Annotated in this window: 15 protein-coding genes; 1 reads left to right on the plus strand and 14 read right to left on the minus strand. The window is 75.1% G+C overall.

Features of this window, described 5'->3' with window-relative positions; translation table 11 throughout:
- Positions 1 to 20: 20 nt before the first annotated feature.
- The 11 genes from ACWD6P_RS00295 to ACWD6P_RS00345 form a co-directional block, all read right to left on the minus strand.
- The gene (locus ACWD6P_RS00295; protein WP_451441716.1) at positions 21 to 1,055 is read right to left on the minus strand and encodes an ABC transporter ATP-binding protein; all 1,035 of its coding nucleotides are present in this window, start codon (positions 1,053 to 1,055) and stop codon (positions 21 to 23) included.
- Positions 1,052 to 3,787 carry a hypothetical protein gene (locus tag ACWD6P_RS00300; protein ID WP_451441717.1) on the minus strand — a complete coding sequence of 912 codons (2,736 nt, stop codon included), beginning with the start codon at positions 3,785 to 3,787 and terminating at the stop codon, positions 1,052 to 1,054. Before ACWD6P_RS00300 ends, ACWD6P_RS00295 begins: the two co-directional genes overlap by 4 nt.
- A 79-nt stretch (positions 3,788 to 3,866) precedes the next feature.
- Positions 3,867 to 7,313, minus strand: coding sequence for an FtsX-like permease family protein (locus ACWD6P_RS00305; RefSeq protein ID WP_451441718.1), 3,447 nt, complete (start codon positions 7,311 to 7,313; stop codon positions 3,867 to 3,869).
- 168 nt (positions 7,314 to 7,481) lie between these two features.
- Positions 7,482 to 7,886, minus strand: coding sequence for a globin (locus tag ACWD6P_RS00310; protein ID WP_451441719.1), 405 nt, complete (start codon positions 7,884 to 7,886; stop codon positions 7,482 to 7,484).
- Positions 7,887 to 8,031: 145 nt separating this feature from the next.
- A complete protein-coding gene (locus ACWD6P_RS00315; protein ID WP_451441720.1) occupies positions 8,032 to 9,654 on the minus strand; it encodes an FHA domain-containing protein in 1,623 nt (540 codons plus the stop codon).
- Positions 9,655 to 9,736: 82 nt separating this feature from the next.
- Positions 9,737 to 11,083 carry a VWA domain-containing protein gene (locus tag ACWD6P_RS00320; protein WP_451441721.1) on the minus strand — a complete coding sequence of 449 codons (1,347 nt, stop codon included), beginning with the start codon at positions 11,081 to 11,083 and terminating at the stop codon, positions 9,737 to 9,739.
- Between the two features lie 135 nt (positions 11,084 to 11,218).
- Positions 11,219 to 12,607 carry a PP2C family protein-serine/threonine phosphatase gene (locus tag ACWD6P_RS00325; protein WP_451441722.1) on the minus strand — a complete coding sequence of 463 codons (1,389 nt, stop codon included), beginning with the start codon at positions 12,605 to 12,607 and terminating at the stop codon, positions 11,219 to 11,221.
- Between the two features lies 1 nt (position 12,608).
- Positions 12,609 to 15,197, minus strand: a complete 2,589-nt coding sequence (locus tag ACWD6P_RS00330; protein WP_451441723.1) for a tetratricopeptide repeat protein — start codon at positions 15,195 to 15,197, stop codon at positions 12,609 to 12,611.
- Positions 15,194 to 16,519, minus strand: coding sequence for a hypothetical protein (locus ACWD6P_RS00335; RefSeq protein WP_451441724.1), 1,326 nt, complete (start codon positions 16,517 to 16,519; stop codon positions 15,194 to 15,196). Before ACWD6P_RS00335 ends, ACWD6P_RS00330 begins: the two co-directional genes overlap by 4 nt.
- A gap of 178 nt (positions 16,520 to 16,697) precedes the next feature.
- The gene (locus ACWD6P_RS00340) at positions 16,698 to 17,726 is read right to left on the minus strand and encodes a glutamate ABC transporter substrate-binding protein (RefSeq protein ID WP_451441725.1); all 1,029 of its coding nucleotides are present in this window, start codon (positions 17,724 to 17,726) and stop codon (positions 16,698 to 16,700) included.
- A 20-nt stretch (positions 17,727 to 17,746) separates the two neighbouring features.
- Entirely contained in the window at positions 17,747 to 19,120 is a 1,374-nt protein-coding gene (locus tag ACWD6P_RS00345; protein ID WP_451441966.1) for a hypothetical protein, read from the minus strand.
- Positions 19,121 to 19,486: 366 nt separating this feature from the next.
- Between ACWD6P_RS00345 and ACWD6P_RS00350 the strand changes: the two genes are divergently transcribed.
- Positions 19,487 to 19,819, plus strand: a complete 333-nt coding sequence (locus ACWD6P_RS00350) for a hypothetical protein (RefSeq protein ID WP_451441726.1) — start codon at positions 19,487 to 19,489, stop codon at positions 19,817 to 19,819.
- Positions 19,820 to 19,863: 44 nt separating this feature from the next.
- Here ACWD6P_RS00350 and ACWD6P_RS00355 read toward each other — a convergent pair whose 3' ends face one another.
- The 3 genes from ACWD6P_RS00355 to ACWD6P_RS00365 form a co-directional block, all read right to left on the minus strand.
- Positions 19,864 to 20,844, minus strand: a complete 981-nt coding sequence (locus tag ACWD6P_RS00355; RefSeq protein ID WP_451441727.1) for an N-acetylglucosamine kinase — start codon at positions 20,842 to 20,844, stop codon at positions 19,864 to 19,866.
- Positions 20,835 to 22,076: a 6-phospho-beta-glucosidase gene (locus tag ACWD6P_RS00360; RefSeq protein WP_451441728.1), complete on the minus strand. Its 1,242-nt coding sequence runs from the start codon at positions 22,074 to 22,076 to the stop codon at positions 20,835 to 20,837. The genes ACWD6P_RS00355 and ACWD6P_RS00360 overlap by 10 nt, the downstream gene beginning before the upstream one ends.
- A gap of 138 nt (positions 22,077 to 22,214) precedes the next feature.
- Positions 22,215 to 23,117 carry a carbohydrate ABC transporter permease gene (locus ACWD6P_RS00365; RefSeq protein WP_451441729.1) on the minus strand — a complete coding sequence of 301 codons (903 nt, stop codon included), beginning with the start codon at positions 23,115 to 23,117 and terminating at the stop codon, positions 22,215 to 22,217.
- Positions 23,118 to 23,120 lie beyond the last annotated feature (3 nt).

The following is a 23,120-nucleotide window of genomic DNA, read 5'->3' on the forward strand; positions in this document are numbered from 1 at the left end:
AGGGCCTCCCGGCCCGCGTGCTACGAGCCCGGGGCCCCCTCAACCTCATCCCCGGCTCCGTCCGCATCCCCATCCCCGTCCCCGTCCGCCGTCCGGTCCGGCCACACGCCGATGTGGTCGCTCTCCAGCTCCAGCAGGACGCGCTGCGCCATGCCCAGGCTGCTGGTGTACTCGGCCGGCAGCTGGAGCCGGCCCGCCCGGTCGAGCATCGCGTACTCGCGCGCGACCAGGGACTCCCGGCCCGTCGCGGCGTCCCGTTCGGTGCGCCGCAGCACCTCCGACGACGTACGGCCGTCGCGGATCGCGACCGTGCGCCGTACCTCGTCCGCCACCGCCTGGTCATGGGTGACGATCACGATCGTGGTGCCCAGCTCCTCGTTGGCGGTGCGGAAGGCCGTGAAGACCTGCTCGGCGGTGTGCGAGTCCAGCTCTCCGGTCGGCTCGTCGGCCAGCAGGACGGACGGGGAGTTGGCCAGCGCCACCGCGATGGCGGTGCGCTGCTGTTCGCCGCCGGAGAGCTGGTGCGGCCGGCGGTCGCGGCAGTGGTCCAGGGAGAGCATCGACAGCAGCCGCTCGGCCGCCTTCGTCCGGGCCGCCCGGCGCCGGGCGCCGCTCAGCTGCATCGGCAGCATGACGTTCTGCAGCGCGGTCAGATACGGCAGGAGGTTGCGGGCGGTCTGCTGCCAGACGAAGCCGACGACCTCACGGCGGTAGCCGAGCCGGGCCCGGGCGTCCATCGTCAGCAGATCGCGGCCGGCGACCCGGGCGGCGCCCGCGGTCGGCACGTCCAGACCGGCCAGGATGTTCATGAGCGTGGACTTGCCGCTGCCGGACGCGCCCACCAGCGCCATCAACTCGCCCTCGGCGACCAGCAGATCGAGCCCCTGGAGGGCCTGTACCTCGACGCCGTCGGTGGTGAAGACCCGCACCAGCCGGTCGCAGGCGATCAGCGCGTCGTGCCCGTAGGCGGGGCGGCCGCTCCGGGCCGCCGCGCGCCGCTCCAGCTCGGCCAGGCTCACGGGCCCGGCCGGCCGGCCGTCGGACGGTGTGGTCATACGGCATCATCCTCCACTCTCAACCGGGTCCCCTCGCGCCGCCGTTCGCTTAGCCAGGCCTGGGCCAGCACCACCGCCAGCGCCAGCACGACCACGCCCGCCGACGGCAGCAGCAGGGACGCGGGATCGGATTGCAGTCGTACGGTGCCGCCCGCGCCGTCGCCCGGGGAGCCCGGCAGGGCGAGCGGGGTGAGGTCGATGCCGGGGCGCAGCAGGCCGGTCGTGGCCGCGCCGGACAGCGCGCCGCCCAGCGCGGCGAGCAGCGCCGCCGGCAGCGCTTCGAGGACCATCAGGCGCCGGCCCTGCGCCGGGGCGAGGCCCATCGTGCGCAGCCGGGCCAGGAGCCGGCCGCGCTGCGGGGCGGCCTGGAGGAGGGAGAGCAGCAGGGTCAGCAGCGCGAACCCGGCGCCGGCCGCGACGGCGGCGGTGTAGAGGCGCTCCGCGCCCTGTTGGAGGGGCGGATCGGCGAGCTTTGCGCGCTCCGCGGAGCGCAGGACCAGCCGGGCGGACAGCGACGCCGGGGCATGGGCGCGGACGGCGGTGCGCAGCGCGTCGGTGTTCAGCGAGCGGCCGGACAGCAGCACCGCGGTGGGCCCGTTGGCGGGGTCGGCATAGGTGTCCGGGTGCAGGCGGGCCACGCTCTCGGCGTTGACCAGGACGAAGTCGCCGCCGGGCTGGGCCGGGGTGTCGGCGCGTACCGCCGTGGGACGGACGACGAGTTGGCCGAACTCCGGCTGCAGCGCCATCGGGGCGCGTCCGAAGCGGGTCAGGACGCGGGGGGAGACGAGCGCCGGCAGCGGCCGGTCGCCGCCGGGGTCGGCCAGCTCCCGGGCTAAGAAGGCGCCCAGGCCGGTGGCGCGGGCGAGCCGGGAGTACGCCTCGGCGTCGGCGATGACCAGGTAGAGCGGCGGCCCGCCGTCGTCGGCGGGCAGCGCGGCGGTCCGTATCGGCACGGCGTCCTCGACGCCCGGCACCGTGGCGACGGCCCGCTGGAGCTCTTGGGGCAGGGGCCGGTCGGCGACGACCCGGGCCTCGGCACCGACCGCGGTCAGCGCCGCACGGTCGCGGGCCGCGTCGACCCCGGCGAGCACCGAGCCGCCGAAGGACGCGGTGGTCAGCGCCACCAGCAGCGCGAGCAGCGGCAGTCCGGCGGCGGCCGGGGCGCGGCCCGCGCGGGCCAGCGCGAGAAAGCCGGTCAGTCCGGAGCGGCGGGCGGCGGGCCGGGCGGCCAGCCGCAGCGGGAGCGGATGGAGCCGCATCAGCAGCAGTGCGGCGATCCCGCCGATGAGCACCGGGGCGGCGCTGACCAGGGCGTCCACCCCGCCGTCGGCCGCCATGCCGCGGCGGCGCAGCGCCGCCACCGCGGCGGCAGCCAGTACCAGCACCGTCAGTTCGGCGACCGTACGGCGCCGGGAGGGGCGGGCACCCACCAGGTCGGCGCGCGCGGCGGGATGCGGCCGGTGATGGGCGGCGGCGGCCCGCAGCGGCAGGGCGAGCGTGCCCAGCAGACCGGCCGCGGCCGCCGCCGCCAGCGAGGGCCAGACACGTTCGCCGGGCGTCAGCAGCAGCGCCAGTGCGCCCCCGGCCGCCGCCGCGGGCAGCGCCACCACCCCGGTCTCCGCCGCCAGCCGCCCGGTCAGCCCGGGCAGTGAGGCGCCGCGAGCTCGCAGCAGGTCCAGCTCCGGGCGTCGGCGGGCCGCCGTCAGCGCACCGGTCATCAGCAGGACGATGGCGGCGACGGTGCCGATCCCGAACGCGGCCACCGCGATGACCGGCGCGATCGCCGCCCGGGTCCGGGCGTAGGTGCCCAGCAGGCCGTCCACGGCGCTGTCGGCCAGTGCGCCGTCGCCCGCCACCGCGCGCAACCGGGCGAGCCCCGTGCCGCGTTCGAGGGAGAGCAGCCGGTCGCGCAGCAGCGGGACGTCGCGGCCGGTCAGGGCACCCGCGTCGACCGGGTAGCGCCAGAACTTCTCCGGCTCCCCGTCGGTGGCCGGCAGCGCCGGACCGTCCTGCGGGGACAGCAGCAGACCGGCGCGCCAGAACCTGTGCGGCGGGGGCCCCGGGGTCACGTCCAGGCGGGCGGCTGTCATCAGCGGGTCCACGGCCCAGTAGACGCCGTCCGGGGCGCGCGGGGCGAGCAGCCCCGAGATCCGTACGGTCAGGCCCGGCAGATGCAGTTCGCTGCCGACGTGCAGGGTGAGGGTCCGTGCGGTGGCGACGGTCACCGCCGCCTCCAGGGTGCGCGCCCCGGGGGCGGCGCCGCGCGGCAGCCGGCCCTCGGTGAGCGCGGCGTGCCGGCCGGTGCCGGAGACCGCGTAGAGCGAGAAGGAGGGGGCGACGCCCTCGGGCCGGGGCAGCCAGGAGTCCTGTGCGGCCAGCGGCTTGGTGGTGCGTACGCCGTGGACGGACTCGGCCTCGGCGATCCGCAGCGGGGCGGTGAACCGCCCCCGGACCGCGCGGTCCTGGCGGGCGACCTCGGCCGCGGCGTAGCCGGCCGCCGGGTCGCCGCCGGGCACCTCGGCAGGCGAGACCGAGATCTCCACGGTCCGCTGCTCGGGCGGCGCCGAGCCCAGCGCATGGCGCACGCCGTTGGTCTCGTACGCCTCGATGCCGCGCGGGAACGCCGCCGCGAGGAACGCCGTCACCAGCACCAGCGCGCCCAGCGCCGACGCCGCCGCGCGCGAGGTGCGCAGCCGCACGCGCAGCCAGGCCGTCCAGGTGAGCGCGGTCATCGGCCACCACTCCCCGGGGCGCGCCGCAGCGGCCCAGGGCCTTTCCGGCCCTGACCCATCGGACAGGCCATCGTCCTCATCACCCGCCTCCCTGGCCGCGCAGCGCCCGCACCGGGTCGCCGCGGCGCAGCCCGACGGCCGCGACGATCAGCAGCGGCACCGCCGCGACCGCCGCCAGCAGCGCGGCCACCTGCCCGGCCGGCAGCTCCACCAGCACCGGTGGCACCGGACGGTCCCCCTTCTCGGTCAGCACGACCAGCGGGACCACCGCCCGGGTCAGCACCGTCCCCAGCGCCACCCCGACGGCCAGCGCCAACGCGATCAGCACGCCCTGCTCGGCGGCGAACATCCGGGCCAGCTGCCCGCGCGGCGCCCCCAGGGCACGCAACACGGCGAACTCCCCGGCCCGTTCACGGACCGATCCGGCGGCGCCGACCGCGAACCCGACCGCCGCCAGGGCCACCGCGACCGCCGCCGCGGCCGTCAGCGCGGTCTGCGGGCCGAGCCCCAGCGGATCGTCGTGCAGCTGCCGGGCGATCTCGTCGCGGACCAGGACCTGGCCCGGATCGGTGTCCGGTCGGGAGCGCAGCGCGTCGACGGCCTTCGCGACCGCGGCGGGACCGGGGCGCAGCCACCACTCGGCGGCGGTCAGCGGCGCGGCGCCACGGTCGTCCAGCGCCTCGTTGACGGCGCCGAAGTCGACCAGCAGCCCGGTGGCCGGACCGCCGTCCGCCGGGGCCGGCAGCGCGCGCACCGCCCGTACGATCCGCACCTTCAACGGCTCCCCGTTGACCGGCACTTCGATGGTGGCGCCGGCCTTCGAACCGGTGTCGCGCAAGAACGCCTCGGTGGCGACCGCGGCCGGCGGCGGCCGCTTCGGGTGCGCGGCGGTGATCCGCACCGTCGTCACCGCCGCACCCCACGTGCCCATCCGGGCGCCCGTGTCGTAGGTCTGGGACAGCACACCGCCCGCGGGGACGTGGGCCCGGCCCGCCGCCGGCCCGGACTCCTCGCCCACGGACGCGCTCTTGTCGCTGATCTGCGCCCGCCAGGCGAGCGGGGCGGGCGCGGCGAGGGGGTGCGAGCGGCCCTCGCCGGTGACGGCCCGTGCCGCGGTGACGGTCAGCCGCTGGCGGTGGGAGACCGGTGACTGGTCCATGTCGACGACCAGACCGGTCAGCCGCAGGGGGCCGGCCGAGCGTCCCGCCGGGGCACCGGCCGCGGCGGCGAGGTCGGCGTCCAGGGTGTGCGGCGCGCCGTTCGCGGCCACCGGGCCGAGCGGCAGGGTGAACGGGACGCCGAAGCGGTCGGTGACGATGACGGAGAGGGCCGCCGGCACCGGCCCGGTGTCGTGCCCGTAGGCGCCGTGCCCGGCCGGCAGCGCCCTCAGGGAGCGCAGGGTGACGGTCAGCCGCAACCGGCCGGTGTCCGCGGGGAGTCCGAGGCCGCGCGGGCCGCCGTCCTTCGGTGCCACCGCGCGCAGCACCTCGTCCGCGGCCCGGCCCGCCCGGTCGTCCGGGCCGCCGCCCACGAGGTCGCCGCGCAGCAGCAGCGCCCCCGCCGACCGGCGGGCGTCCAGGGCGAGCAGCGAGGCGGCCCGGCCGCCCGACAGGTCCAGGACGTCCTGCCCGGCGGGCAGCGCCGCGACCACCCCCGGCACCGCCGCATACGCCCCGCCCTGGCCCAACTGCGGTGTCCTGCTGCTCAGTACGCGCACCGCCGCGCCCGCGCGGAAGTCGGCCTGGTCGTCCTGCGAGCGGTCCCAGGAGGTGCGCTGGCCGATCGCCAGCATGCCCAGCGCGACGGCCAGCACCAGCAGCAGGACGGGACCCGCGCCGCGGTGGAGGCCTCCCCTGCCCGAACCGGGTGGAGAACCCGGGGAAGGGCGGCGGCTGATCTGCCAGCCGGCCAGCGCCGCGGTCAGGCCCCGGCCGCCGGCCGCGCCCCGCTCGGCGATCCGGGCGGCGAGCGGCAGCAGCCGCAGCGTCAGCACCGTACCGGCGAGCAGCGCCAGCGCCGGGGCGGCCACCAGCACGGGATCGATGCCGAGCCGGCCGGCGGTGTCGCCGGTCAGCGCCCCGCCGGCGACACCACCGTCGGCCCCGGCGCCGCCCGCCGTGCGGCGCCGGAGCTGCCAGTACGCGACACCGGCGAGCACCAGCAGCCCGAGGTCCGCGCCCGCCTTTCCCCAGGCGCCGGTCGGCTGCCGCGCCCGGCGCCGCCGCGGGCCCTCGCCCCCGCCGCGCACCAGCGCGGGAGCGGCGATGGCGAGGGCGCAGCCCAGTGCCACGCCGATGCCGGTCAGCCAGGTCGTGGCGGTGAGCCGGGTGTCCAGCGGCAGCCCGATGCGGGACAGCGCGCCACTGCCGGCCAGCAGCCGCATCAGCGTGCCGGCCAGCAGCGGTGCGCCGAGCGCGGCCGGCGCCGCGAGCAGCAGCGACTCGGCCAGGGCCAGCCCCGCGATCCGCCGCCGGGAGCCGCCACGGGCCCGCAGCAGCGCCGTCTCCCCGGCCCGTTCGGTGGTCAGCGTCCGGGCGACCAGCAGCAGCGCATAGCCGGCCAGCAGGATCAGCTGGAGCGCGACGATCAGGATCGTCGAGCGGTTCACCAGCAGCGACCGCTGCAACTGCCCCAGCACGTCGGCCAGGTCGGTGGTGGCGGTGGCCCGGCCCGCGAACGCCGGATCGGCCATCAGCGCCTTGGGGGCCGGACCGGCGGCGGCGCGCAGTGCGGCCAGCCGGTCCGCGGTCAGCGAGCGGAAGTCGGCGGTGGCGAGCCAGCCGACCGAGTCCTGCACCAGCGGTCCGCCGCGGAACGCCGCGAGGTCGGTGAGCAGCGGTCCGTACGTCGTGAAGCCGAGGGTGCGCACCCCGCGGCCACCGAGGTCGTCGAGCTTCCAGTACGGGTCGGTGCGGTCCTTGGGCCGGTAGACGCCGGTGACCTCGATGGTCAGACGGGCCGGGCCGGACAGCCGGCCCGCGAGGGTGAACCGGCTGCCGGGCCCGATGCCGAGCCGGGCGGCCGCGGCCTCGGGCACGGCGACGGGCAGCGGCCCGCGCGCGCCCGCGGCGGGCCAGCTCCCTTTGCGGAGCGTGAGGCGGGAGCGGTCCATGGCCGCGAGGTGGGTGAGCTCCGGTTCGCCCTTGGGGGCCTGCGGCGGCCGGAGCGCGTCCGGCAGCGCGTACGGCCCGGAGCGGGTCAGGGTGCGCACCGCGAACGGCAGCCCGTCGAAGGCCCGTCGGGCGCCCGCGGCCACCGCGCGGTCGGCCGGCTCCCGTTTGTCCGCGGGCAGCTGGGCCTTCACCTGGAGTGCCGCGGCCGCGGAGGCGGCGGGGGTCGCCCCTGCTCGAACGGACTCGGGAGCCTGGGGACGCGCGCCCAGCGCTTCCCGGAGCCCGGCGTCCCCGACCGCGGTGGAGAAGGCGGCGAGCGTCGCCAGCACCGTGGCGGTCAGCAGCACCGACACCAGTGCGGCGGCGAGCAGCAGACGATGTGCCCGCACCCGCAGGAAGACGAAACCGGCCATGGCCCCCCTGCCAGGCTCGCACCATCAACAGCACCGTCAGTACCAAACGGATGTACGGATGCTGTCAGAGGGCGGGGCGCCCGGCAGGCGGTTTACGGGAGGGCTTGACCGGATCGTGACGGGCGGGGCGCTGACGTGTGGCGACGGCCGACCGGTGTGACGCGTTCCTCAGTCCGCGGTGTTGATCATCGAGGCGGCCGCATACGTGAGGTAGTTCCACAGCTGCGTCTCGTGTTCCCCGGAGAGACCGAGGGAGTCCACGGCGTCCCGCATGTGCCGCAGCCAGGCGTCGTGCGCGGCCCGGTCGACGGTGAACGGGGCGTGCCGCATCCGCAGCCGGGGGTGGCCGCGGCCGTCGCTGTACGTGCGGGGGCCGCCCCAGTACTGCATGAGGAAGAGCGCAAGGCGCTCCTCGGCCGGACCCAGGTCCTCCTCCGGGTACATCGGCCGCAGCAGCGGGTCCTCGGCGACTCCCTGGTAGAAGCGGTGCACCAGGCGGCGGAAGGTCTCCTCGCCGCCGACCTGCTCGTAGAAGGTCTGCTCCTGAAGCGTGCCGCGCGGAATCTTGTTCACCGCTCCATGGTGGCAGATGCCCCGGATGAGGACTTCGGTCGTACGACGTCCCGCGGGCGGCTCCGCGGCGGGCGGCCGCACCAACGGCGAGCGGGGCGTGACCGGTTGGTCACGCCCCGCAGTCGTCCGGCCTCCGGCCCGAGGGTCAGCCCCGGCGGATGGTCAGCGTCGTCCAGGCGCCGATGTGCACCCGGTCGCCCTCATGGAGCGGCACCGGCACATAGGGCTGGATCGGGTCCTCGGCGAGGTTGATCGTCGTGCCGTTGGTGGAGTTCTGGTCCACCACCGCCCAGCTGCCGTCCTGCTGCTGCACCAGCAGGGCGTGCTGGTGCGAGACGCCCGGGTCCTCGGGTGCGCTGCCCAGGTCGATGTCCGGGGACTCGCCGGTGCTGTTGCGGCGACGCCCGATCGCGACCTGGCCGTTGGCGAGCGGCAGCACCTGCTCGGGGGAGTACGCGGGCAGGTTGAGCCCCGCCGCCTCCGGGCCGCTGCGCCCCATCATCGCCATGAAGTACTCGCGGTCCGGCGCGACCGCGACCACCCAGCCGGCGCCGACGACCGGCGGCGGACCCTGCGGCGGTGCCACGGGACCCTGGCCGGGGCCGCCGTTCCACTGCTGGTCCGGGCCGGGGCCCTGCTGCTGCTGCGGCGGCGGCTGCTGCTCGAACGGGGCCTGCGGGTGCTGCTGCTCGAACGGCGGCTGCTGCTCGTACGGTCCCGGCTGCTGCGGCGGGAACGGCGCGGGCGGCTGCTGCTCGAACGGGGCCTGCGGGCCGGGGCCGGGCGGCGCGGGCGCCATCGGGGCCGGCGGGGCCTGGGCGCCCGGGGGGTTCAGCGTCCAGTCGTCGCCGCCCTGCTGCGGCGGCGGGCCCGGCTGGCCGGCGGGGCCGGGGCCGGGCATGCCGGGCGGCGGGCCGGGCTGGCCGGGGAAACCGCCGGGGCCCGGCTGGCCGGGGAATCCGCCCGGTCCGGGCTGACCCGGGAAGCCGCCGGGTCCGGGCTGGTCGGCGAAACCGCCGGGGCCCGGCTGGTCGGGGAAGCCTCCCGGTCCGGGCTGGTCGGGGAAGCCGGGCGGCATGTCCTGCTGCTGCGGGGGCTGCGGCTGCTGGGCCTGCGGCGGCGGGAAGCCGTAGCCGCCCTGCTGGTCCTGCGGGCCGGGGCCGGGCTGGCCGGGGCCGGGGGCGGGCGGCGGGAAGCCGTAGCCGCCCTGGCCGCCCTGCGTTCCGGGGCCGGGTGCGCCGGGCGGCGGGCCCGGCTGCTGGCCGGTCGGCTGGCCGGGCGCCGGGGCGTAGGACGTCGGGGAGTTGGTGAGGAAGCTGTAGCGGCACTGCTCGCAGAACGGCGCCATCGCCTCGCGCGGCGTACCGCACTGCGGGCACAGCTCGGACTGGGGCGCCTGACCGGGGCCGGGCTGGGCCGGGCCGGGGGCCGGCGGCGGGAAGCCGTAGCCGCCCTGGCCGCCCTGCGTACCGGGGCCGGGCTGGGCCGGGCCGGGCGCGGGCGGCGGGAAGCCATAGCCGCCCTGGCCGCCCTGCATGTCAGGAGCGCCGGGCGCCATGCCGCCGGGGCCGGGACCGGGACCGCCGGGCGGCGGTGCCATCTGGCCCGGCGGCGGTCCGGGCTGGCCGGTCGGCTGGCCGGGCGGCGGTGCGTTCAGGAAGCCGGCAGGCAGGGAGGGCGGCGGGGGGACAGCACCCGCCATCCGCTGGCCGCACACCTCGCACCAGTCTTCGGCCACCGACTGGTGGCCGCTCGGGCAGGTCGGCATGTCGGTATTTCCCCCTCCGTACCGTTTCTTTCAGGCACTGCTCGGTACTGATTGTTTCGGTACTGACTGTGATTCTTTGTGGCTATTTCTTTATGCGAACGGTTTTCGTCGAGCGCGTCTCAAGAGTCATCTCGTCCGCCTCGGCGACCTTCGCCTTCAGTCGCACAGTACCGGTCGCGCCGTCGACGACGTCCACCACCTTCGCAAGGAGTTTCGCCGTCTCCTCGTTCCCCGAGACGGCGGCGAGCTGGACCGCGCGGCCGAGTTTCGCCGTCGCGGTCGCGACATCACCTGACTTACGGGCATCCAGCCCCTGTTGGATGACTTGTGCCAGTTCCGCCTGGCCTGTGTAGTGCGCCACCTGCGGATCGATCGACGTGGCGGCGGCGATGTCGTGGGTCCAGACGGCCCGTACGAGCCCCTGTGTCAGCGGTTTCGGTGCGGCTCCCGCGGGACGGCCGTGGGGGGCGGAAGTGATCAACGAGACGCGGCCGGCCAGCATTTCCTCGCCGATGCGCGCGGCCGGCACCCGAAGGCAGAGGTGGTAGTCGCGGGACTCGTCGCCCCAGGAGCCGGTCGGGTAGTCCCCCGAGCGCGGCCCGGACTCCCGGCGCCGGCCGGTCAAGTCCTCCACGGTGGGCGCCACTTGCCTGACGAAGACGGTCTCGGTGTCCAGCGGCGTCCACAGCCGCAGGCCGACGTCGGCGACCTCCTTGCCCATCGCCGTCTCCATCAGCCGGGTGAAGTCGGCGGTCAGCCCGGCCGGATCGGCGACGATATCGGCGGTCCCCAGGAGCGCCGAGGCGATGCCGGTGACCTCCTTGACCTCCCAGTCCGTGCCGACGCCCCGGGCGTCGCAGGTGAAGGACCCCGAGCAGGCATCCAGGACGGCGCGCAGCTGCTGCGGCGACTCGTGCTCGTTGCGGCCGTCGGTGAGCAGGACGGCGTGCCGGATGGCGAGCGCCTCGGACGACAGCAGCCGGCCGGCCAGCCGCAGCCAGCTGCCGATGGCCGTACCGCCGCCCGCGCGCAGCGTACGCAGCGCCTCCCGGGCCCGCGCGCGGGTGGCCGCCCCGGCCACGGCCAGCCGGCCGCCGCCGGGGTAGACCTCGGCGGCCCGGTGGGTACCGGCCACCACCGCGAAGGCGACACCGTCGCGCAGGGTGTCGAGGGCGGCGGCCGTCGCCTCACGGGCGCCGCGCAGCTTCGCCGGCGGATGATCCATCGAGCCGGAGCAGTCGACCATGATCACCACGCCCGCTGCCGGGGCGCCGCCACCCACGGACAGCGGTCTCCCGGCCGTCGTACCGCCCCCGGTCGCGGTGACCGTCACGATGGCGTGCACCTCGCGTCCGCCCTCGGGGAGGTACGGGTTCTGGTACACCTCGGCGGAGAAGCGCGGTACCCGGGACTTGGCTAAGTTGGCCATCCGTTCCGCTCCTTGTGACGCCGTAGCCGTAGCCGTACTGGCCGTACCGGTCGTGTCCGTCGGTCGGTGCCCGTGGTGCGTGCCCAGGCGCGTCGCGCACCCCGAGGGCGCCCGAGTCATGCGGCTCTGAGCCGGTCAGGCCGATCCTGCCCGCCCCGACGGCGCGGGGAACGGCACCAGCGCCACCGTTACGTTGTCGTGCCCGCCGCCGTCGAGGGCATGGGCGACCAGTGTGCGGGCACCGTTCAGCGGCCTGGCGGGGGCGTCGTACGGCAGCACCGCGGCCATCTGCTCGGCGGACTCGGCGTAGTTCCACAACCCGTCGGTGCACACCACCACGAGGCCGGGGCCGTCCGGCTTGAACGTCGCGGTGTGCGGCTCGACCTCGTAGGCGTCGGCGCCGAGCCAGCCCGTGATGGCGTGCGCGCGCTCGTCGGCGTTCGCCTCGGCCTCGGACATCAGGTTGTTGGCGACCATCTGGGCGGCCCAGGAGTCGTCCTCGGTGAGCCGTACGGGCGGCGCCGTGCGGTCGTCGGGGATCCAGTAGGCGCGGCTGTCACCGACCCAGCCGACGGTCAGCAGCCCGCCGCCGACCACCGCGGAGACGAACGTACAGGCCGGGGCGTTCTGCTGGCGGTGCTCGTCATGCGCCAGGGAAGGGTCGGCGGCCAGCGCGTCGACCGCCGCGGAGGCCGCCAGGGCGGCCTCGTGCATGGCCTGCTGGGGGTGCGTACCGCGCGGCAGCGACGCCAGCAGCGCCTCGCCGGCGGCCTCCGAGGCCGCCTTGGACGCCTCGTCCGGGCGGGTCGCCGAGGAGACGCCGTCGCAGACCACCGCGACCACGGCGGGTGTGCCGTCGGGGAGGGTGGCGGCCCGCAGGGCGAAGAAGTCCTCGTTGCGGTGGTGGCGGTGCCCCCGGTCGCTGACCGCCGCGAGGCCCGCCAGCTCGCTCTCCATGCGGTCGCGCGCGCGGGGCCGGGCATGGCCGCACCCCTCGCAGTACCCGTCGGGGCCCACGGCACCGGTGCGGCAGTGCAGGCAGCGAGCGGAGTCCTGGCCGGGGGCGGCGGCGTCGGTGCGGGCGGTCGCTTCGGCGGCGGTCGCCTCCGCGGCGGCGTCGGCGACCACCTCGTAACCGGCGACGCGCGGGTCGACGGGCGCCGGCGCATCGGCCGCGGCCGGGGGGCCGGACTCCGCCGGGGCGTGGCCCGGCACCGGCGACGCGTCGTCGTCCCCGTCCGGCAGCCGGGTCTGCGGATCCGGAGGCGGCGGGCCCGCGGGGCCGGGCGGCGGGCTGACGGGCCCGGTGGCCACGGCGGGCGCGGCCGGTACGGGGGGCACCGGCGGCCTGGGCGGCAGCGGCGGTACGGGCGGTATGGCCGCCGCCCCGTGCCCGGGAGGGGCCCCGTACGCCGACGGCGCGGCCGGCGCCAGGAGAGCGGCGCCGCACCGGCCGCAGAACTTGTCCCCCGCGCCGAGGGGTTCGTCGCACCCCGCACACCGGGACGGCCCAGTCACACCCATGTCACACCCATGTCCTGGGGCGGAAGCGGTTGGCCCGTTCCACCAGTTCGATCCTCTTCTCACCACGCTGCGCCAGCCGCGCCAGGAGGCGGTAGGACCGCTCCAGGCCGAACCGCAGACCGCGCTCGTCGAGCGGGCTGCCGAGCAGCACCGGCCGCCCGTCGGCGGCGCCTTCGCCCTGCGGTCCGGCACCGTGGCCCCCGGAGAGTACCCAGTCCAGGGCGCTGCCCAGTACTTCGGTGGTGAGTTGTTCGCGCCGCTCGGCGTCCAGGCCGAAGTCCGCGAGGGCCTCGACCTGTTGGGCGGCCGCCCGCAGGTCCGCCAGCAGCGGATCGCGCGGCGGGCGCTGCCGCAGCCGGGCGCGGACCGCCGCGATCCGCGCCGCGGTGAAGTGGATGGACGACGCCGGTACGGACTCCAGGGCCTCGACCGCGCCCGTACGGTCGCCCGCCGACAGGCGCACCCTGGCCAGCCCGAACGCCGCGCTGACATAGCTGCGGTCGGTCGCCCACACCAGGCGGTAGTACTCCGCGGCGTTGTCCGCCTGCGCCAGCAGCTCCGCGCAGATGCCCAGCGCCAGCTTCGGCGCCGGCTCGCCGGGAAAGGCGTCGTAGACCGCGTCGAAGGCCAGCGCGGCGTCCTCGCGGTCCCCGGCGGCGAGCGCCACCATGCCGCGATGCCACACCACCCGCCAGTCGGTGCCCCATCCGCCCGGATCCGCGCCGCCCGCTACCGCCGCGGCCCACGGCCCGCCGGGCTCCGCCGCGATCGCCTCCAGCACCGCCCGTGCGGCCGTGCCGTCGCCGGCCTCCAGATGGGCGCGCAGCTCCCGCAGCCGGACCTCCAGGGTGTCGGCGGGCGCGGAGCGCAGCGCGCCCAGCAGCTCGGCGGGGGCGGCATGCGCCAGCCCGGCGAGGAGACCGGCGTTGGGATCGGCCGGATCCACCCGCGGCACCGGTAGCGCGAGGGCGGCGCCGGCCACATCCAGGGGCCGCAGCGCCGGAGCTGCTGACTCCGGTTCCTTCCGTGCGGGCGCGCCCCCGCGCGCACCCAGCAGCGAACTGTCGCCCTCCTGCGGCGCCATCACCTCGGTGTCCACGGCGCGCAGCTCGGGCCCGAACAGGGTGGACAGCGCCGGCCGCGGCTCGCCCGACTGGAGCGCCACCACCTCCCGCAGTACGCCGGTCAGCTGCTCGGCCATCTCCTCCGCGGAGCCGAACCGGCGGGCCCGGTCCGGGTCCGTGGCGCGCACCAGCAGGCGGTAGAAGGACTCGTAGTTGCGGAACACCTCGATGTGGTCGGGATCGGGCAGCGAGTCCGCGAAGACGTTCGTATAGCCCTGGAAGTCGAAGGTCAGGACGGCCAGCGTGCGCGCGACCGTGTACAGGTCGGAGGCGACCGAGGGGCCCAGCCCGGCGATCTCGGGCGCCTGGTAGCCGATCGTGCCGTAGATGGGGCTGTCGTGGTCGTCCATCCTGCGCACCGCGCCCATGTCGATCAGCTTGAGCTGGTCGTGCTGCTGGATGGCGTTGTCGACCTTGAAGTCGCAGTACAGGAAGCCGCGGCTGTGCAGATGGCCGAGCGCCTCCAGCGCCTCGATGCCGTAGGCGCAGGCCTGCTCGACCGGCAGCGGATCGCGCCTGCCCTGGGGCGTGCGCCGGTCGTTGGCGATGTCCTTGAGCGACTTGCCGCCGACGTACTCCATGACGATGTAGCCGTCGAGGCTGCCCGTCCCCCGGTCGAGGTGCTCCACGAAGTTGTAGATCCGCACGATGTTGGCGTGCTCGATCTCGGCGAGGAAGCGCCGCTCGGACATCGCCACCGCCAGCGCCTCCTCGTCGCCGGTGTCCAGCAGCCCCTTGAGGACCACCCACCGGTCGGAGACCGCGCGGTCGATCGCCAGATAGATCCAGCCGAGCCCGCCGTGGGCCAGACAGCCCACGACCTCGTACTGGCCGTGCACCAGATCGCCGGGCCGCAACTTGGGCACAAAGCTGTACGGATGGCCGCACTTGGTGCAGAAGCCCTCCGTGCGGCCCGTGTGCGCACCCCGCGACCGGCCCACCGGCGCACCGCAGTCCGCGCGGCTGCAGAACCGCTTGCGCTCGGGGACCTCCGGATGCTCCAGCACCGCCGTACGCGGATCGGGCCGCGGCACCTGCGGCACCGTCACCAGGCCCGCGCCCAGCCGCCCGCGCGCCGACCCGGACGACGAGCCGCTGCCCGCGCTGCTGCGCACCGAGACCGCCGATATGCCGCGCGTCGACCCGCCGCCGGACAGCGCCCGCGAGAGCCGCCCGGACACCGAGCGCCGGGACGGTGACGAGCGGGCGGACCGCCCCGCGGAGCCGGATCCGGAGCCCGGACCGGGGGAGGGGACCGTCAGCAGCGCCCCGGCCACCGCCCGGCCCGCCGCCGTGTCCGTGAGCACCCGGCCCGTCAGACCCGTGGGCGGCGAGGACAGCAGACCGACCGGCGAGACCACCGGCGCCAGGCCGCACAGGTCGCAGTACAGCTCGCCGCCGCCGACGTCCTCGTAACTGCCCGCGCAGTCCCGCCGCTGGCAGCGCTCGTCCGCCCGCTCCGTCACCCGTCCCCCCTGCCCTCCAGCTGCGGCGGAACCAATGCCTCCGCCGCCGCCTGCTGATAGCGCCACACCGCCTGCTCGGCCGCCCGCAGATCGCACGGCGCGCTCCACAGCATCCGGCGGGCCGCGTCGTAGCGCTCCGCCAGCAGCGGATCCTCCGCCATCCCATGGCGCGCCACCTTCGCCTTGTACGCGTCCAGCCGGCCCCGGAGCTCGGCGCGCACCGCGAGCGGCGCGGTGACCGCCGTCAACGACTCCCGGGCGCGGTGGAGTTCGTCCTCCGCACGCTCCTCCAGGCTGTCCAGCAGCGGCGAGAGCCGGTGCCACTGCGCCCGCCTGCGGTACTCCGCGGCGGCCGCCAGCTGCTCGTGCAGCGCCGTGGAGGGGCCGCTGACCGCGGGCACCTCCGACGCGGCGATCTTCGCCAGCACCTCGCCGCGCGCCTGGCGCGCCTCGGTCAGCGTCCGGTCGGCACGCGAGAGGACGTCGCGCAGCTGCATCAGCCGCTGCTCCGCGTCCTGCCGCACATCCAGCACCGCCGCCACCTCACGGCGGATGTCCTCCAGCGCACGGGCCGCACGGTCGTAGCGCCCGGTGTCCGGACGGCCGCCGCCGGGCGCCGAACTCCCCGTCGACGACGACACCCAGAACGCCAGCGGATCCGCGATCACCTGGGCGCGCAGCCGCGACAGCTCGTTAGTGATCCGCTCCAGGTCGTCGCCCGCCGGATGCTCACCGGGGCGCACCCCCACCGAATGCGCCAGCGAACGCGTGCGCTGCAGTTCGGCGGCGAGCAGGTCTATCCGGGCCGGCAGCGCCGACCAGACCGCGTCGGCGGCGACGATCACGTCCAGCGACCGCGCGTACAGCCCGTTCATCCGCGCGACGAGCTCCTCCAGGCTGAACCGCCCGCCCGGCCGATCCGCGCCGCCTTCTGGGCCGCCGCCCGCCGCGGCCGCACCGGGCACCGTCACCCCCTCGCCGTGCAGCAGCTCCGTCAGCTCCGCCAGATCCTCCTGGGACGGCCAGCGCCGCCGTGCCCGCAGCTCGCGCGCCTCCTCCAACGCCGCCGTATAGGCGTCGAACAGCGACCACAGGACCGCGATGGACCGCTCCGTGGCGGCCCAGCGCTCCTTGGTGGTGCCCGACAGATCGGCGCCCTCCAGCAGCCGGCGCCCCGCGTGGTCCTGCAGCGCGAGCAGCGAGGTCTCGATCGCCTCGTACTCGGCGCCGAGCCGCGCCAGGGCACGGTCCACCTCCTCCCGGCTCAGCACCGGGGCATCGGGCCTCCCCGGAGAACCGGGAAAGGGTCCAGGGACCCCCATCGATCACCTCTCCAATACGCGTACGGTGCACGGCGATTGCTGTGACCGGATGGCTGCTGCGGTTCGGCTCCTTGCGTTTCCCCTTCCTCTTCCATAGTGAACGGCATCGGGCCGCTCCATGCCGCGATCAGTGAGGTACTCCGCTCCCGGGGGCCGCCGTGGTACGGCCGCCGGCCCCTCAGTCGCTGTACTCCGGCGACGGCGGCCCCGATATCTTCGGCATATCGGCGCGCAACCACGTGCGGTACGCCCGCATCCAGGGACTGTCGGGGCGCCCGCCGCCCCGGTAGTCATCGAGGACCTTGTTGACCCGGCGCACCAGATCCGTGTCGTCCTTGTTCATCGCCACGCCGTACGCCTCGTCCGTGAACGGCTTGCCCTTGAGCTCCACCGCCGGATCCTGCGCCGCCTGCGCCGCGGCCAGCGCATTGTCCGTGACCACCGCGTCCGCCTGGCCCAGCTGCAGCCGCACCAGACAGTCGAGTTGATTGGGCACCGTCAGCATCTGGGCGCCGTGCCGCCGCGCCGTCAGCTCCGTCTCGCCCGTCGAACCCGCGGCCGTGCACACCCGCTTGCCGCGCAGCGAATCGTCGAACGCCTTGATCCCGGACGACTTCGGGGCCAGCACCTGCTGGCCCGCCTGGAAGTACGACGTCGAGAACGCCACCTGCCGCTTGCGCGCGCAGTTGATCGTCATCGTCCGCACCACCATGTCGACCGTCCGCTTCTGCAGCGCCGGTATCCGCTGGTTGGTCGGCACCGCCTTGAAGACGACCTTGGGCTTCGGCCCCAGGATGTCCTGCGCGATGGCCCGCGCCAGATCGATGTCGAAGCCCTCCAGCTTGCCGGTGGCCGGATTGCGGTACCCCCACCGGTAGGTGTTCTGGTCCACCCCGACGACCAGCTGGCCCTTCTCCTTGATCCGCGCCACCGCAGCGCCCTCGTCGGACGACGGCCGCAGGCTCTGCGCCGCGTTCTGCGGCGTGCACTTCGCCACCGCGGGCGCGGCCGGTGCGGCTCCGGGCCCGTACGCACGGTGGATCGCCGAGGGAGCGGGCCCGCCGCCCCGGCCGGGACGGCCCTCCTCCGCGGCGCTGCCCAGCGCCGGCACCAGCACCGTCGCGGCCGCCGCCATCACACACATCCCGGCTGCGACCGGTGCCAGGACGGCACGCAGATTCCGCAGCCCTCGCGCGCGCATCCTCATCTCCCCCTCACCAGGCCCTCTCACCGGTACTCCGCCAGCCTGCGCCCGATCCCGAGCACCGCGCCCAGCGCCCCCAGCGCCGCCAGTGCCCCGGCACCCACCGGCAGCCCGTCCAGCGCCCCGCGCCCGCCCTCCGCAGCAGACCGGAACTCGCCCTGCTCGTGCACCAGCGCCCGCTGCAGCCCGGCCGCAACCCGGTCGAACGACTCGCCCGTGGAGCCGTCCGCACCGATCACCTTCTCCAACGCCCGGTCGTAGTCGCCCTTCTCGTCCGCGGCCCGCGCCTGGGCATGCCGCGCCTGCCACTGCCGTACGTGCGCCAGCGCATCGCGCACCGGGGCACGCCCCGCATCGTCGTCCGCCAGCGCCAGCGCCGCCCCCAGCCTGCTGCCCGGCCCCGCCGCACCATGATCGCCTGTGCCCGCCAGATCCCGCACCCCCGCACGGAAACCGACCTCGTAGAAATCCTGCTGGTCGTCCGTCAGCACCGCACCGCGCGCCACCAGCGTCAGATTCTCGTCCCCGCGCGCCTGCAGCGCCTCGATCCGCGCCTCGCTGAGCACCCGCAGCGACCGGGCACCGTGCTCATACGAATCCGTCAGCCCCGCGCGCGCCACCGCATGCCCCACCACCAGCCACAACAACACCGCCACCGAAGCGGCCGTCGCGGCCAGCAGCCCGCGGTTGAACACCCGGTTGGTACGCCGGTAGTGCCGCCGCTGCGCCCATCCCAGCGCACCGATCGCCACCACTCCGGCCGCCACCGCGTACCACGGCCACGCCTCGGCAGCGGCGTAATCCGCCGCCAGCCGCTCCGTCTCCGCGTCGTACAACGCCCGTGCGGCCGGGAGAAGTTCCGTCCGCATCCGCTCGTTCGCATACCGCAGATACGCCCCGCCGAGCGGCAGCCCCTGCCGGTTGTTCGCCCGCGCCGTCTCCACCAGGCCCGTATAGCGCGGCAGCTGCCGGTTGAGCCGGGCGATCTGCTCGCCCGCGTCATCCGAACCGCGGGTGCTCCGCGAAGCCTTGGCGAGCAGCCCCGCCGCCGTCGCGATGTCGCGGCCATAGCGGACACGGGAGGCCTTGCCGCCTTCGCCGCCCGCCAGGAAGTCCGCGGCGGCCGTCGTGTCCGCATCCGCCAACGACCGGTAGATGCTCGCCGCGTCCGACGTCAGCGGCTGACTGCGCGCCACCACATCGTCCGCGGCCGCCGCACGGTCGGACACCTGCCAGGCCGTGACCGCGCCGAACACCACCACCAGCAGCGCGAGTACGGCACCGATCGCCCGCAGACGGCCCGGTTCGGTCGTCGCCGCGGCACGCAGCTCGTCCAGGCCTTCGGCCCAGGCCGGCCGGCGCCCCGGCGCGGGCGGCGGCACGCTCCTGGTCGACACGGTGGACACCGAACCTCCCCCTGGTCGCTGACTGCGGCCCGGCCCCGCGCCCGGGAGCGCTCACGACAAGGACCGGTGCATGGGCAGCAGTATGTCCGCCGCCACTGACAAGCACACCGCTCTTGCCCTGATCTTGTTCGGATCGCGATCCGCCGCCGGGCCCGCCGCACGGGACGGCGGCACACCGGCCGGCGCCTGCCCCGCAGCGGCGTACTCCGCACCGCCCGCGCCCCCCATTTGACTCCCACGCGCCGCTGTCATCCACACCCCTCAATGACTACGCTGAGTGACGAAGGTCGAAGTCGACCTTCACCCGACAACCGTCACGCGCGGGCCCGCCCCGCACCCGAAGTCAGGAGACCCAGCATGCGCCGCCTCACCGAACTCCTCGCCACCCTCACCCCCAAATCCGGCCCCACACCACCGTGCGCGCCTTCTGCCAGCGGTTTCCTCACCATCGGAGCCACGACCTATATCGACCCCCACGGCATCTACCCCCTCGACCACCGCATGGCCGGCGCCCCCACCCTCATCGCCAATGACACCGACCACCCCATCGCCATCGTCACGGAACGCAACCATGGCCATCTCCCCGCCGTGCCCTGGCCGCCCTCCTCCCACCTCTCTCCCACGGACCTCGTCCTGGCCCCGGGCGAACGCACCGAGACGAGACGGGGGGACTGTGTGCACGTCGGGTGAGCCGGGGCGAACCAGATGCGCGCGACGCGCCGGTCTAGTCCCCTCTAGTCCCAAGCCGCCCTCAGCCGCCCGTAGGCCGCTGTCTCGGCCGCCGCGCGGTCCAGGGTGTCCAGGGCTGCGCCCAGTACCGGTGGTGCGGCAACGACACGGGGGACCGCCTTGGGGGCCTGTTCGGAGAGGAGGTGCAGGATGCGGTCGTGCAGAAGGGGGTGGCGGGCGGCCAGGACGCTGCCGCCGAGGACCACGGGGGCGGGCTCGGTGAGCAGGGCGAGGCGGCTCAGGGCGACGGTGGCCATGAGGGCGATCTCCTCGGCCTGGCGGGCGACGATGCCGCGGGCGACCCGGTCACCGGAGTCGGCGACGGCGAAGAGCACCGGGGCCAGTTCGTGGCGGCGGCGGGCGGGGATGCCGCGTAGGTGGAGCGCTTCGATCAGCTCCGCCATGGTGGCCAGGCCGAAGTGGGCGGGGAGCGCGCCGGCCAGCTCGGTCGGGGCGCCGCGGCCGTCCTCCGCCCGGGCCGCGTGCCACAGCGCCTCGTCGGCGAGGAAGGAGCCGCCGCCCCAGTCGCCGGAGATCCGGCCGATGGAGGGGAAGCGGGCGACGGCCCCGTCGTGGCCGAGGCCGGCGCAGTTGATACCGGCCCCGCAGACGACGGCGACGCCCACCGGCTCACCGTCGTCGGGCAGACCCGCCCGCAGCAGGGCGAAGGTGTCGTTGCGGACGCTGACCGTGCGGGCCCAGCCGCGGCGGGCGATCTCGGAGGTGAGGGCGGCCTCCTCGACGGGCAGGTCGGCGTTGGCGAGAAAGGCGGAGAGGTGGTCGACGGGCCCGGTGAGTCCGGCCTGCGCCAGGGCCGAATCCACCAGTGGCGCCAGGACGTCGACCGCGCGGGCGGCGCCCACCACCGGTGGCTGGAAGCCGCCGCCGCGCGCCGCGCCGAGCCGTCTGCCGTCCATGGCCACCAGCGCCACATCGGTCTTGCTGTTGCCCGCGTCGATCGCGAGCGCCGTGCCGGTCAGGCCCACGTGAGGTGCTCCCGGTTGTGCGCGATCAGCTCGTCGGCGAGCCGGTCCGCGTAGTCGGTCTGGCCGATGAGGGGGTGGGAGAGGAGAGCGGCGAAGACCCGCTCCCGGCCGCCCTTCAGCGCCGCCTCCAGGGCCAGCTGTTCATAGGCGGTGACATGGGAGATCAGGCCCGCGTAGAGGGGCTCCAGGGGACGGACGGGGAGCGGGGCGGGGCCCGCGGCGCCCACCGTCGCGGGGACCTCGATCACGGCGTCGTCGGGGAGGAAGGGCAGGGTGCCGTTGTTCAGCGCATTGACGATCTGGGTGTCGCCGGTGTCACCCAGAAGGGAGGAGGTGAGCGCCACGGCGGCCTCGGAGTAGAAGGCGCCGCCACGGCGGGAGAGCAGCTCCGGCTTCTCATCGAGCGCCGGGTCCGCATACAGGGCCAGGAGCTCTCGCTCGATGGCGGCGACCTCCGCGGCACGGGAGGGCTTGCTGCGCAGCTCCCGTACCACCGCGTCGTGTTCGTAGTAGTAGCGCAGGTAATAGGAGGGGACGGTGCCGAGGCGGTCGAGGAGCGGGCGGGGCAGACGCAGGTCGTGGGCGAGGGCGTCGCCGTGTTCGGCGAGGAGCCGGGGCAGCACGTCCTCGCCGGCCACGCGTACGGACCGCTCCCAGGTGAGGTGGTTGAGGCCGATGTGCTCCAGCTCGACCCGGTCGGGGGAGACCCCCAGCAGTGCGGCGAATTTGCGCTGGAAGCCGATGGCGACATTGCACAGCCCGACGGCCTTGTGCCCGTGGGTGAGCAGCGCGCGGGTGACGATGCCGACGGGGTTGGTGAAGTCGACGATCCAGGCGCCGGGGTTGCGGCGGCGTACCCGCTCTGCGATGTCGAGTACCACGGGCACGGTGCGCAGCGCCTTGGCGAGGCCGCCGGCGCCGGTGGTCTCCTGGCCGACGCAGCCGCACTCCAGCGGCCAGGTCTCGTCCTGGTTGCGGGCGGCCTGGCCGCCGATACGCAGCTGCAGCAGTACGGCGTCGGCGCCGTCGGTCCCGGCGTCGAGGTCGTCGGTCCAGGAGATCCGGCCCGGATGGCCCTGCTTGGCGAAGATCCGCCGGGCAAGCCCGCCCACCATCTCCAGCCGGTCCGCGTCCGGGTCGATCAGGACGAGCTCCTCCAGCGGCAGGACATCACGCAACCGCGCGAAGCCGTCGATGAGTTCGGGGGTATAGGTCGAGCCGCCCCCGACCACAGCGAGTCTGACGCGGGAACGGCATGCGGCCCGCCCGTCAGGAGCCGAGGAAGCCCCAGGAGAGACAGACACAGAGGAGGAATAAGACGGAGAAGCGGACGGAGAAGCGGACGGAGATGACGACGGCAGCATGCTGTATCAGCCCTTTACTCCGGTGAGGGTGACGCCTTCGACGAAGGCTTTCTGTGCGAAGAAGAAGACGACGATGACCGGCGCCATGACCAGCAGCGTCGCCGCCATGGTCAGGTTCCAGTTGACGCTGTGCGCGCTCTTGAAGGACTCCAGCCCGTAGGAGAGCGTCCAGGAAGCGGGGTTCTGCGCGGCGTAGATCTGCGGCCCGAAGTAGTCGTTCCAGCAGTAGAAGAACTGGAAGAGGGCGATGGCGGCGATACCCGGTCTGGCCATCGGCACGACGATCTTCAGCAGGGTCCGCAGCTCACCGCAGCCGTCGACCTTCGCCGACTCCAGGTACTCCTGGGGGATGGTCAGCAGAAACTGCCGCAGCAGAAAGACGGAGTACGCGTCGCCGAACGCCATCGGGATGATCAGCGGCCACAGCGAGCCCGAGAGATGCAGCTGCTGAGCCCAGACCAGATACATCGGGATCACGATCACCTGCGGCGGCAGCATCATCGTCGAGATGACGAGGATCATCGCGGTGCGGCGGCCCCGGAAGCGGAACTTGGCGAGGGCGTAGGCGACGGGGACCGCCGAGCAGACGGTGAAGACGGTGCCCAGGCCCGCGTAGAGAAGGGAGTTTTTCCACCAGTCCAGGAAGCCGGGGGTCCGGAAGACGGTGACGTAGTTGGACCAGCGCCACTCGTGCGGCCACAGTTCGCCGCTCATCGCCTGGTCGTCACTCATCACCGAGGTCAGGAAGACGAAGACGAAGGGAAGGAGGAAGAAGAGGGCGGCGGCGAGGGCGACGGAGTGGACGGCGATCCAGTGCAGCAGCCTTGTGCGGCGGGCGTGGCCGGCCGGGGCGCCGGTGGTGGGCGTGCGGGCCGCGGCGGGGCGCGCGGTGAGCGTGGTGGTGGTCATCCC

The sequence above is a fragment of the Streptomyces sp. NPDC002446 genome (assembly GCF_053595675.1).